Origin of the sequence: Streptomyces sp. NPDC058877, assembly GCF_042742855.1 — a bacterium.
In the GTDB taxonomy this organism is placed as follows: Bacteria; Actinomycetota; Actinomycetes; order Streptomycetales; family Streptomycetaceae; genus Streptomyces.
The window spans coordinates 1-12016 of sequence record NZ_JBHYMF010000200.1 but is presented as its reverse complement, the minus strand read 5'-3'; the positions used below and the strand labels follow the sequence as shown (position 1 = coordinate 12016).

General features: G+C 71.4%; 10 protein-coding genes and 1 pseudogene. 7 read left to right on the top strand and 4 right to left on the bottom strand.

Annotated elements, in window-relative coordinates:
- The first annotated feature begins 603 nt into the window (after positions 1-603).
- Positions 604-1578 carry an acyl-ACP desaturase gene (locus ACFW2Y_RS30355; RefSeq protein ID WP_384885521.1) on the top strand — a complete coding sequence of 325 codons (975 nt, stop codon included), beginning with the start codon at positions 604-606 and terminating at the stop codon, positions 1576-1578.
- A 75-nt stretch (positions 1579-1653) separates the two neighbouring features.
- On the opposite strand, the gene ACFW2Y_RS30350 is transcribed toward ACFW2Y_RS30355, so the two are convergent.
- Positions 1654-1905 carry a WhiB family transcriptional regulator gene (locus ACFW2Y_RS30350; RefSeq protein ID WP_384885520.1) on the bottom strand — a complete coding sequence of 84 codons (252 nt, stop codon included), beginning with the start codon at positions 1903-1905 and terminating at the stop codon, positions 1654-1656.
- 141 nt (positions 1906-2046) lie between these two features.
- Here ACFW2Y_RS30350 and ACFW2Y_RS30345 point away from each other — a divergent pair, with 141 nt between their 5' ends.
- Positions 2047-2709, top strand: a complete 663-nt coding sequence (locus ACFW2Y_RS30345) for a TetR/AcrR family transcriptional regulator (RefSeq protein WP_384885518.1) — start codon at positions 2047-2049, stop codon at positions 2707-2709.
- A 134-nt stretch (positions 2710-2843) separates the two neighbouring features.
- On the opposite strand, the gene ACFW2Y_RS30340 is transcribed toward ACFW2Y_RS30345, so the two are convergent.
- Together ACFW2Y_RS30340 and ligD are read right to left on the bottom strand one after the other, a co-directional pair.
- Positions 2844-3755, bottom strand: coding sequence for an alpha/beta hydrolase (locus tag ACFW2Y_RS30340; RefSeq protein WP_384885516.1), 912 nt, complete (start codon positions 3753-3755; stop codon positions 2844-2846).
- A 118-nt stretch (positions 3756-3873) separates the two neighbouring features.
- A complete protein-coding gene (gene ligD, locus ACFW2Y_RS30335; RefSeq protein WP_384885514.1) occupies positions 3874-4896 on the bottom strand; it encodes a non-homologous end-joining DNA ligase in 1023 nt (340 codons plus the stop codon).
- Between the two features lie 141 nt (positions 4897-5037).
- On the opposite strand from ligD, the pseudogene ACFW2Y_RS30330 reads away from it, so the two are divergent.
- The 3 genes and pseudogenes from ACFW2Y_RS30330 to ACFW2Y_RS30320 form a co-directional block, all read left to right on the top strand.
- A pseudogene (locus ACFW2Y_RS30330) lies at positions 5038-5263 on the top strand (ATP-dependent DNA ligase); the annotation flags it as partial.
- Between the two features lie 365 nt (positions 5264-5628).
- On the top strand, positions 5629-5880 hold the full coding sequence (locus ACFW2Y_RS30325) for a hypothetical protein (protein WP_384885513.1): 252 nt from the start codon (positions 5629-5631) through the stop codon (positions 5878-5880).
- 183 nt (positions 5881-6063) lie between these two features.
- Positions 6064-8061, top strand: a complete 1998-nt coding sequence (locus ACFW2Y_RS30320) for an MDR family MFS transporter (RefSeq protein WP_384885523.1) — start codon at positions 6064-6066, stop codon at positions 8059-8061.
- Positions 8062-8085: 24 nt separating this feature from the next.
- Here ACFW2Y_RS30320 and ACFW2Y_RS30315 read toward each other — a convergent pair whose 3' ends face one another.
- Positions 8086-8532, bottom strand: coding sequence for a YchJ family protein (locus tag ACFW2Y_RS30315; protein WP_384885511.1), 447 nt, complete (start codon positions 8530-8532; stop codon positions 8086-8088).
- Positions 8533-8678: 146 nt separating this feature from the next.
- Between ACFW2Y_RS30315 and ACFW2Y_RS30310 the strand changes: the two genes are divergently transcribed.
- Both ACFW2Y_RS30310 and ACFW2Y_RS30305 read left to right on the top strand, forming a co-directional pair.
- Positions 8679-10022, top strand: a complete 1344-nt coding sequence (locus ACFW2Y_RS30310) for a 6-phospho-beta-glucosidase (RefSeq protein WP_384885510.1) — start codon at positions 8679-8681, stop codon at positions 10020-10022.
- Positions 10023-10095: 73 nt separating this feature from the next.
- Positions 10096-12003 carry a M64 family metallopeptidase gene (locus tag ACFW2Y_RS30305; protein WP_384885508.1) on the top strand — a complete coding sequence of 636 codons (1908 nt, stop codon included), beginning with the start codon at positions 10096-10098 and terminating at the stop codon, positions 12001-12003.
- The last annotated feature ends 13 nt before the right edge of the window (positions 12004-12016 follow it).

Here is a 12016-nt window from a genome sequence, read left to right as displayed (position 1 = left end):
TTATCACCGGCGCGGTGCGCCTCCACTGCCAATCGCCCCACACCACCCGCTACGTGTGGGGGCACCCCACCGGGGTCCGCCGCGGGGGGGAGGCCTCGGGGCTGCCGGCGGCCTGACGCCGGCAGCCCCACCGGAAACACCCGGTGCACCCCAACGGTGCGGCACGGAGAGGGAGGTGCCGCACCGGTCGGGAGCGGGGACGAGCGGCGTGCTTCGCGCCCACGGCAACGGGTACGGGGAGGGGGACGGGGACGGGGAACACGATCGGGGCACGGCCGGCACAGAGCCGGCTCCCGGCGAGCGCGCCACCGCTCGACGGAGGTGCCACGAGCCCCGCTCACGGCAGTGGAGTCCGGCACCGCCGATCACCTGCTCCGAGCGGCCGGACGTCTGCGCTGCGTAGTCGACCGCGGCCCCGTCGACAGCCGCCCCGGACGTGACCTGGGCCTCCTGACACATCCAGGAACAGCGAACATAACGGAACGTAACCGGACATCACCAAAGCGGGCTTGGTCGACGCCTTATGGAGCCTTAACCTACGGTCTCGTAACCTACGAATCCGTAGGTACGCCCGTATGCCCCTCTCCGTCCCCAGGAGTTCCCGTGACGCTCACCTCTCCCTCCCTCGGCAGCTCGACAGGGTGGACCGACGCACGGCTGCTCTATGCACTCGAAGAGGTCGTGGAGAAGGAGCTCAACCGACACCTGAAGGTCACCAAGGACTGGATGCCGCACGAGTACGTGCCCTGGTCCGACGCCCGGAACTTCCCCGGCCTCTTCGAGGACGGCGAGGCCTGGGAGCCGTCGCAGTCCAAGGTCACCGACATCGGCAAGATCGCCCTCGTGGTCAACCTGCTCACCGAGGACAACCTCCCGAGCTACCACCACGAGATCGCCAGCCTCTTCGGCCGCGACGGTGCCTGGGGGACCTGGGTGCACCGGTGGACCGCAGAGGAGGGCCGGCACGGCATCGTGATGCGCGACTACCTGCTCGCCTCGCGCGCCGTCGACCCGGACAAGCTGGAACAGTTCCGCATGGCACACATGAGCGAGGGCTTCGAGTCGGACAACCGGCACTCGATGCTGCACTCCGTGGCCTACGTCTCGTTCCAGGAGCTCGCCACCCGCATCTCGCACCGCAACACCGGCCACCAGTCCGGGGACCCGGTCTGTGACCGGATGCTCGGCCGCATCGCGCTCGACGAGAACCTGCACATGATCTTCTACCGCAACCTCCTGGGCGCGGCCTTCGAGATCGCCCCCGACCTGACCATGCAGGCCGTGCGGGACGTCGTGGTCAACTTCCGGATGCCCGGGCACGGCATGCCGGGCTTCGAGCGGGCCGCCGCCCAGATGGCGATCGGCGAGATCTACAACCTGCGCATCCACCACGACGACGTCCTCCAGCCCGTGCTGCGCTTCCTCAAGGTGCTCCAGATCGAGGGCCTCGGCCCGGACGGCCTGCGCGCACAGGAGGAGTTGGGGCTGTACATGAACGGACTGGACAGCGAGGCGAGCAAGTTCGACGAGAAGCTCGCCGCCCGCAAGGCCCGCATGGCCGCCCGCGCGGCCGGCTGAGCCGCTTCGGGACGACACCCTCACCGCCCTCCGCCCTCCGCCCCCGACGGGTCCGCGGGCGGAGGGCGGTACGGCTCAACGGCTCCGCCGCTTGAGCCGGCCCCGCTCCTTCTCGGAAAGACCGCCCCACACCCCGAACCTCTCGTCGTGGGCCAGCGCGTACTCCAGGCACGCCACGCGCCCCTCGCACGCCCCGCACAATTGCTTCGCCTCCCGCGTCGACGAGCCGGGGGCCGGGAAGAAGAACTCCGGACCGGCCTGGGCGCACAGGGCGTTCTCGCGCCAGGAGAGGTCGGGGGCGGTCAGCACGTCGATGTCCGTCTGCATGACCGACAGCCTGCCGAAGCGTCGTAAACGCGCCATCAACGTTCGATCAATGACGGACACCGCCGGGGGCCGCGCCCCGGGCGGGAGTGCCCGCTCCTCGCAAAGATGTCCGCACGGTCGTTCGTTCAGTACGATGGGGCCATGAGCGGAAGCGACGCCGGGACCAAGACCGACGGACGGGTGGAGCGGGGCAACCAGACGCGGCGCCTCGTCCTGGGCCGGACGATGGACATCGCCTCGGCGGAAGGGCTCGAAGGGCTGTCCCTGGGGCGGATCTCAACCGAGTTGGAGCTGAGCAAGAGCGGCGTCTTCGCGCTGTTCGGCTCCAAGGAGGAACTCCAACTCGCCACCGTCCGGGCCGCCGTCGCCGTTTTCGCCAAGCGCGTCGTCGCCCCCCTGAAGGAACTTCCGCCAGGCGCACGGCGAGTGCGCGCACTGTGCCGGAACTGGCTGGCGTACTCCTCGGAGCGGGTCTTCTCGGGAGGCTGCTTCTTCTACGCGGTGTCGGCCGAGTTCGACGCACGCACGGGGCCGGTCCACGACGCCGTGGCACGGGCCCGCCGCGATTGGATCACCTATGTGGAGGACGCCTTGACGGAGGCGCGCTCCGTCGGCGAACTGGACGAGGACCTCGACGTGGAACAGTTCGCGTTCGAGGTGATCGCCCTCATGGAAGCGGCCAACGCACGGTCCGTACTGTTCGGCGACCCCAGCGCTTACGACCGGGCCGAGCGGGGCATTGCGGCCCGACTGTCCTCCTCGGCAACGGAACGGGGTCGAGGAGCACTGGACGAGCCGGCCTGAGCGGTACCGGTTCCGGCCTCCCCCTTTCCACGGCGGGATCCGGGGTCGGGTCCGCACACTTCGGGGCCGGGCCCCGGTCCAGCCCCTCCGGCCGGCGGGCATCGATCCCTCGGCCCGCACGGGACGCGCTCCGTTCACCGTCCTGCCGGACCGAGCACTCCCCCGACGGCCTTGCCCCCCGACTCCGTCACGGAACCGGAAGCGGACGTCACGAACTCCACCGCCTCGGCGATGACTTCGGGGTCCGCGAGGATGCGGCGGTGACCGAGGCCCCGGGTGACGACGAGCCGGGCCCGGTCACCGTGGGCCCGCGCGAGGAACCGCGCCTGGGCCAGGGGAACCATGTCGTCGCCCTCGTCGTGGAACAACAGGACGGGCGCGCCCAGTTCCTCCGGTGCATGGTCCGCACCGAAGCGGTCCCAGACCCCCGGCTCGTCGGGGGCGAGCACCTCCTCCACATGGGCACGCATCCGCCCGAGGACCCGATCGTCCACGCCGAGGCCGGCCTGGAAGCCCGCGAGGAGCATCTCGAAGGAGCCGACGCCACCGAGCCCGACGAAGCGGTTCGCCCGGACGCCCTCGCGGAGGGCGAAGAGGGAGGCGAGGACTCCGAAGGAATGGGCGACGACCGCCTCGAAGTCGCCGTGCCGGGCGTGCAGCTCCCGGATGATCCGACGGTACTCGAGGATGTTGCTGGCCCGGCCGGCGGAGTCACCGTGCCCGGGGGCGTCGAAGGCGATCGGGCTGTAGCCGCGCCCGAGGAGCTCCTCCGCGAAGGCCCCGAGTCGCGAGGCCCGCGAGGACCAGCCGTGGACGAGGAGGACGGGCCGCCGGCCGTCGCCCCAGGCATAGGTGACCACTTCCTTCTCGCCGACCCGGAGGACGTCGGTGCGGGCCGCATCGTGGAACGCCCGCTCCCCCGGCTTCAGCCGGGCTCGACCCAAGGGACGGACGAAGAGCCGGAAGGCCCAGCGGCCGGCCGGGCCGGGGGCGACGCGGGCGGCGACGTTCAGGGCGGGGCGAATGAACGATGCCATGGGATACATGCCGGATCTCCTCGGTCGTCCTGGGCTTGGAAAAATGCTAGCACGATCGTTCGTGTTGTTTCAGTTCACCGGGAGAAGGTCGGAAGCGCCCGACCGGAGACACCCCCTCCCGGAACCCTCACCCCTGCGAGGGCGTCCCCTTCGCCCGACTCGGCCGCACCCGCTTCGGCTCGCCCGGCATCTTCGGATACTCCGGCGGATACGGCAGGTCCCCCAGGCCTCGGTCCCTCTCGTCCCGTCGGGCCAGGTCGAGCAGCGACTCCAGACCGAACCGCTCGTCCTCCATGTCCGCGTGGACGTCCCCGACCTCCGCGTACCGGACCGGCATCGTCTCGATGTCGAAGTCGCGCGGCACCGCGTCGTCGAGCTCTTCCCACCGCAGCGGCGCCGACACGGGCGCATGGGGACGGGAACGCACCGAGTAGGCGGATGCGATCGTGCGGTCCCTGGCGGCCTGGTTGTAGTCGACGAAGATCCGCTTCCCGCGCTCCTCCTTCCACCACGCGACGGTGACCCGCTCCGGCATCCGCCGCTCCAGCTCCCGACCACAGGCGATCACGGCTCGCCTCACCTCGGTGAACGTCCAGTCGGGGACGATCGGAACGAAGACGTGGAGCCCCCTGCCGCCCGAGGTCTTCGGCCAACCGCGCAATCCGTGCTCGTCGAGGACCGCGCGGAGCTCATGGGCGGCACGGACGGCATCGGCGTAGTCCGTGCCGGGCTGCGGGTCGAGGTCGATGCGGAGTTCATCGGGGTGGTCGGTGTCGCCGCGGCGCACCGGCCAGGGGTGGAAGGTGACGACTCCGAGGTTCGCCGCCCACAGCACCGCGGCGGTTTCGGTGGGGCAGAACTCGTCGGCCGACCTGCCGCTGGGGAAGGTGACGCGGGCCGTGGGGATCCAGTCCGGCAGGTGCTTCGGAGCGTGCTTCTGGAAGAAGGACTCGCCGTCGACCCCGTCGGGATGGCGCTCCAGGGTGGTGGGGCGGTTCCCGAGGGCCCGGGTGATCCCCTCCCCCACGGCCAGGTAGTACCGGACCAGGTCCAGCTTGGTGTAGCCGGGCCCGGGGAAGTACAGCTTGTCCGGGTGGGAAACCCGTACGGTCCGACCACCGACCCGCAGCTCCGCCGCCTCGCCCGCCATGGCGGCCAGCCTAGGCCGCGCCGCCATGCCCCGCACAACGGGCGATCGACGCATGGGCCTTCCGGTGATGCCGACCGTGAGGCCGATGCCGGCGAAGGCCGTCGAGCGGATCCCGCCGGGCATGCCGTACGAGGCCAAGTGGGACGGCTGCCGGGCGCCCCGAGCCGCTGGTCGGGCAGGAAGGCCCCTCCTGGGCCACCCTCCGCCCGGAGCGGGTCTGCGAGGTCGGGCACGACCACACGGAGGGGGCCGTTTCCGCCATGCCGCACGCTTCGAGCGGTGGCGGCCGGACCGGACTCCGGAGTCCTGCGGTTGCGGGCAGTGGGACGAGCCCGTCTCGTGCGACCCGACGGAGGTCTTCCGGTAGGTCGGGCGCCGGTTTCCGCTCACCCCGGAGCCTTGGCGCCGCAACGTGAGATGCCGCACATTCCACGACGCCCGCCCCTGGCCGCGAAGCGCAGAAGCGGCAAGGCGTTCGTCGAACCCCTGCGCGATTTCAGATGGCGGTGCGCTCCGCGGGCACTGTCGGTCACCCCCCGCACCTGCGAGAACGCCCCCGCCCTCGGTCGACGGCACCATGCGGCGCTCTCCTCCACGACCTGCGCGGGCGCCCGGCGGAGCAGCGCGCCGTTGCCCGACCGCGACACCGCCGTACCGGAACCCGCACCGCCATCCGGTACGTATGGAGACGAGCCCCTTCCGTAACCTCTCCGGACCGACTAGGACTGACCCGTGATCACCTCGCCCTCGCGCCTCGTTCCCGTCCCGATCCCCGACAGCGTGGCCGCGATGATCGGTGCCTGCCTGCCCCTGCACGTCCTCCAGGCCGAGGTCGACGCGGACTGTGCGGCGCGCGAGGTGTACCGCTTCCGGGGGCCGCTGTGCGCCGAGGACCGGGCGGACCGCGAACACGCACTCGCCGCGCTCGCACGGGCCAACAAGATCCTCGCCAAGCACCACCCCCGCCTGACCGTCACCCCCTGACCGGTCGGGTCCTCCTCCGGGCCGCCGGGTACACCTGTCCGGCCGTCCCCGCATGCATGAGGACAAGGGCGGTGTGACGCTGCGAGAGTGACCCTGACCAGCGACGCAGCGCCCAAACCCTCGGCCGCGCCCGAGCCGCCCGTGCTCGACGGCCGACGCCGCAACATCATCTTCGGCACGATCATGCTGGGCGTCCTCCTCGCCGCGCTCGACCAGACGATCGTCGGCACCGCCCTGCCCACGATCGTCTCGGACCTCGGCGGCGCCGCCCACATGTCGTGGGTGGTCACCGCCTACCTGCTCGCCGAAACGGTCGCGACCGTCCTCGTCGGCAAGTTCGGCGACCTCTTCGGCCGCAAGCTGATCTTCCAGATCTCCGCGGTCGTCTTCATCACCGGCTCGTTCCTGTGCGGACTGGCCACCGACATGACGCTGCTGATCGTCTGGCGCGGCCTCCAGGGCATCGGTGCCGGTGGCCTGATGGTCACTTCGATGGCGCTCATCGCCGATGTGATCCCGCTGCGCGAACGCGGCAAGTACCAGGGCGCGATCGGTGCCGTGTTCGGCGTCTCGACCGTCATCGGACCGCTCCTCGGAGGCCTGTTCACCGACCACCTCAGTTGGCGCTGGGCGTTCTACGTCAACGTCCCCATCGCGATCCTGGTCGTCATCGCCGCCGCACGCACGATCCCCTCCGTGCGCTCCGCCGGCCGCCCGGTCATCGACTACACCGGCATCGCGCTCGTCGCGGCCGGGTCCAGCGCCCTGATCCTGGCGACCAGTTGGGGCGGGAACGAGTACGCCTGGGGCTCCGGCGTCATCATCGGCCTCTTCCTCGGCGGTTTCCTCGCCCTGGCCCTGTTCTGCTGGGTGGAGACCCGGGCGGCGGAACCCATGCTGCCCATGCGGCTGTTCCGCAATCCCGTCTTCACGGTCTGCTCGGTGCTGAGCTTCGTGGTCGGCTTCGCCATGCTCGGCGCGATGACCTTCCTGCCGACCTATCTGCAGTACGTCGACGGGGACTCGGCCACCGTGTCCGGCATCCGCACCCTCCCCATGGTCATCGGCCTGCTCATCGCGTCCGTCTTCAGCGGCAACGTCGTCAGCAAGACCGGACGGTACCGGGTCTTCCCCATCGTGGGCTGCCTGGTGATGGGCGCCGGACTGTTCCTGCTCTCCCTGATGGGGCCGGAGACCAGCACCTGGCTGGAGTCGCTGTACATGTTCGTCCTCGGCGTCGGCATCGGCCTGTGCATGCAGGTCCTGACCATCGCCGTGCAGAACACCGTCGACTACGCCGACCTCGGCACGGCCACCTCGGGCGTCACCTTCTTCCGCACCCTCGGTAGTTCCTTCGGCACGGCGGTCTTCGGAACGATCTACACCAACTCGCTCGGGCCCAACCTGACGAGGGGCGTCGGCGAGGCCGCCGCCGTCGCCGACGGCCTGGGCATCGACCCCAGCGGGATCGCGAAGGCCGCGCAGAGCCCGGCGGGAGTGCACCAACTCCCGGAAGGGGTCGCGCAGCCGATCGTGCAGGCCTACGCGGACACCCTCCACACCGTCTTCCTCTGGACCGTGCCGGTCGCCGCGGTCGGTTTCGTCGTCGCCCTCTTCCTCAAGCAGGTGACGCTCCGCGACTCGGCACGTGCCGCCGCTCCCGACATGGGCGAGGGCTTCGGCTCCCCCACGGCGACCGGTGACTCGGAGCAACTCCTCGAACTCTCCGTCGGTCGGATCCTGCGCCGCACCGACCTGGACACGATCCGGCGCATCGTCGCCGCGTCCGACACCCGGCTGGACACCGCGGGAGCCTGGGCGGTGATGCAGGTCGAACTCTTCACCCGGACCGTCGGGCACGCCAGTCTCGGCCTGATCTCGGCCGGGCGGCGGGTGCCGCCGGAGGTGCTCCTGCCGGTCTTCGACCGGATGGTCGACGAGGGCTTCCTCACCCGCGACGGCAATCTGCTCTCCCACACGGCCGCGGGCAAGCGCGAGGCCGAGGTCATCACCCGCGCCTGGGGGGCCTGGCTCTCCGACGTCATCGCCCAGGAGCGCGGCCGTCCCAGCGGACCCGAGCTGCGGGTGGCGACGGACGCCATCGCCAAGAAGATCGTGGCCGAGGACCTCGCGAACGGCCTCCCGGCGACCCGGGCGACGGCGGGGGCCGGCGCGCGCTGAGCCGACGCCCCACGGGGCGTACCGCTATGCGGTGAAGTCACCGTCCACGTACACCCAAGCGCCCTCGTGACGGGCGAAACGGCTCCGCTCGTGCAGGGAGCCCGGTTCGCCGCCGTGGGCGTAGCGGGCGGTGAAGGTGACGGTGCCGTGCTGGTGGAAAGGGGTGCCCTCGGTGGTCTCCTCGATCTCCAGTCCGACCCAGCGCAGCCCCGGGTCGAAGTCGACCTCCCCCGGCCGCGTCCCGGGCGCCCAGGTCCGCAGGAGGTACGCCTCGTCACGAACGACGAAGGCGCTGTAGCGGGAGCGCATGAGGAGCTCCGCGGTGGGTGCCGCCCCACCGGCCCCCGTGTGGAACCGGCCGCAGCACGCACCGTAGGCGGCGTCGAGGCCACAAGGGCAGGGCGAGGTGGCGGTGACGGCGGACGGAACGGCGACCGGGGACGTACGCGGGCGGGTCTTGCGTCGGGACATGGCGCCATTGTCCCCCACCGAAGACCCCCGACGGGGCTCCCCGTACGCTGCCACGCACCGGGAACCGCGCCCGGAATGTGGACGCCCGGACGGACGGCGGCGCGGAATCCCGCTGTTCGGGGGCCGCTCCCGAGTAACGTACGGGCATGCGACTGACGATTCTCGGAGGCGGCGGATTCCGGGTGCCGCTGGTGTACGGCGCACTCCTCGGCGACCGCGCCGAGGGACGGGTCACCCACGTCACCCTGCACGACCTCGACGGGGGGCGACTCTCGGCCATCGCCCGGGTCCTCGCGGACCAGGCGGAGGGGGTGCCGGACGCACCGACGGTGACGGCGACGACCGACCTGGACGATGCCTTGCGCGGGGCCGACTTCGTGTTCTCCGCGATCCGCGTCGGTGGACTCGACGGAAGGGCGGCCGACGAGCGGATCGCGCTGGCCGAAGGCGTGCTCGGACAGGAGACGGTGGGTGCGGGAGGCATCGCGTACGGTCTGCGGACCGTACCCGTCGCACTGCACATCGCCCGGAGGATCGCCGAACTCGCGCCGGAATCCTGGGTCATCAACTTCACCAACCCGGCCGGCCTGGTCACCGAAGCGATGTCCCGGGTGCTCGGCAACCGGGTGGTCGGCATCTGCGACTCCCCCGTGGGCCTCGGGCGCCGGGTCGCCCGCCTCCTGGGCACGAACCCGGACGAGGCCTGGATCGACTACGTGGGCCTCAACCACCTCGGCTGGCTGCGGGGCCTACGGGTCGACGGCAAGGACCGGCTGCCGGAGCTGCTCGCCGACGAGGAGGCCCTGGGCTCCTTCGAGGAGGGCCGGCTCTTCGGCCCGGAGTGGCTGCGCTCGCTGGGCGCCGTCCCCAACGAGTACCTGCACTACTACTACTTCAACCGGGAGGCCGTCCACGCCTACCGATCGGCCGAACGGACCCGGGGCGCCTATCTGCGCGACCAGCAGGAGTCCTTCTACCGGGAAGCGGGCAAGCCCGACGCTCCGGCCCTGCCCGCCTGGCAGCGCACGCTCGCCGACCGGGAGGCGACCTACATGGCAGCCAACCGGGAAGCGGCCGGGACGGGAGAGCGCGACGAGCAGGACCTGGAATCGGGCGGCTACGAGAAGGTGGCGCTCGCACTGATGCGGGCGATCTCCCGGGACGAGCGGACCACGCTGATCCTCAACGTGCGCAACGGCTCGACGCTCTCCGTGCTCGACGCGGACGCCGTGATCGAGGTGCCGTGCCTCGTCGACGCGAACGGCGCCCACCCGGTGTCCACGGCTCCGCTGCCCCAGCACGCCGTCGGTCTGGTGACCGCCGTGAAGGCGGTCGAGCGGGAGGTGCTGGCCGCGGTGGACAGCGGTTCCCGGGCAACGGCCGTCAAGGCCTTCGCGCTGCATCCCCTGGTGGACTCGGTGGCGGTGGCCCGCCGGCTCGTCGAGGGCTACACGGCCGTGCACCCGGGACTGGACTGGTTGCGAAGCTGAGATGACCGACTGACGAACACACGGCTGACGAACGACTTTACGAGGCGGGAAGTGCGACCTAGGCTCGCCCCCCATGACCTCACAGCGCACGCGGGTCCGACGTGCGGCGACCCGCCTCGCCGTGCTCTGCCTGCTGGCTGCCGGCCTGGTGGGAACCGTGCCGGCAGCCGCCGAGACGCCCACGACCGCCGACGGTCCGGCCGTCGTGGCCGTGCAGACCACCGGACCGGCCGATCGGCGGTTCAACCTGGTCTTCATGGGCGACGGCTACACCGCTGCCGAGATGCCCGCCTTCCGGGCCGACCTCGCACGGCACCTGAGCACCCTGTGGAGCGTCGAACCCTTCGCCTCGTACCGCTCCTACGTCAACGTGTGGGCGGTGGAGGTGCCTTCGGCCGAATCGGGCGTGGACTGCGACCCCGGGCTCACCTCTCCCGCCCGCGACACCGCGCTCGACATGGCCTTCTGGGGCGGTTGCAACCCCAACGGCGTGCAGCGGCTCCTGACCGTCGACGGCCGCAAGGCCGCCGCGCTCGCCGATCTCGTTCCGGGCACGAGCCGCGCCAACCGCCAGATCGTGGCCCTCGCGCACAGCTCCACCTACGGCGGCGCGGGCGGGAGCTACGCCACGGCCTCCGGCGGCAACGCGCTTTCCTCGCTCATCACACCCCATGAGATAGGGCATTCGCTCGGCGGCCTCCAGGACGAGTACGACTACTACGCCCGCGGTGTCCCCGGAGAGGCGTACGAAGGACCCGAGCCCTCCTCCGTGCACCACACGCTGCTGACCGAGGAGCAGTTGCGGGAGCAGCACGCCAAGTGGTGGCGCTGGCTCGGCGAGGAGAGCGAATCGGGCGGGACCATCGGCCGCCACGAGGGCGGTCTGTACAGCACGGAGGGCGTGTGGCGTCCGAGCCGACACTCCCTCATGAAGACCCTCGGCTACGCCTTCGACCAGGTGGAGCGCGAGGTGATGGTCCGGGCGATGGCGGCGAAGGTGGACCTGGTGCAGGACCACGCCCCGAACGCGGTGCCGATCGGTGCGGACCGCACGGTGTGGGTGGACACCCTGCATCCGGTGGGTGGCGCGCTGGACGTGACCTGGCGCCTCGACGGACGGGCCCTCGACACCCGCGGGGCGCGCACGGTCGACCTGCGGGGGCTGCGGATCGCTCCCGGCGAGCACACCCTGACGGCGACGGTCGTCGACCCGACGCCCTTCGTCCGCGACCCGGCGGTGCGCGCGTCGGAGGCGCTGACCCGAACGGTCCGCTGGACGGTGGACCCCTCGTTGGCCACGCCTCGGAAGCGCGCCGGAACGCCGGGGCCGACCGGGTCCGCGTTCACCGGGCACACCCCACTCGGCCAGCCCGTCGGCGCCCGGAGCGTCGTCCACGCGGACACCACCCACACCGTGGACGCCACCCCCGCCGTGCAGTGGCTCCTGGACGGGCGTCCCGTGCCGACGCACGGCCGCAACGATCGCGACCTGGACCTCCGTTCGCTGCGGATCGCACCGGGGACGCATCTGCTCACGGCCCGCCTGGCGGGCTCGGACGAGGAGTTGACGTGGACCGTGGACGCCCGCCCCGCCACGGTCGAGTACGAGTTGTCCGAGCCGCTGCGCACGGTGCGGCGCCCAGGGCGGCCGGTGGAGTACGTCTATGACGGGGCGTTCACGATGCGGCTGGCCGCGCAGGACGACCAAGGGGGCGTGGTGGTCAGCCAGTTCCGGGTGGACGGTGACGGTTGGTACACCTACTACGGCTGGCCGACGGACGCCGGGGCGCCGTTCCGCTTCTCTCCGGGCGGGACCGTGATCGACGGTCTCGTGTACGGGAAGCTGGGCCGGAGCCGGGCGGTGCCGTGGGACGACGCGACACCGGAGTACGGCACCCACACCGTCGAGTACCGCACGGTCGACGCCGCCGGGAACGTGAGCGGGGCACACCGCTTCCTGGTGACGCTGGTGGAGCCGTAGCGCGGACGGGGCC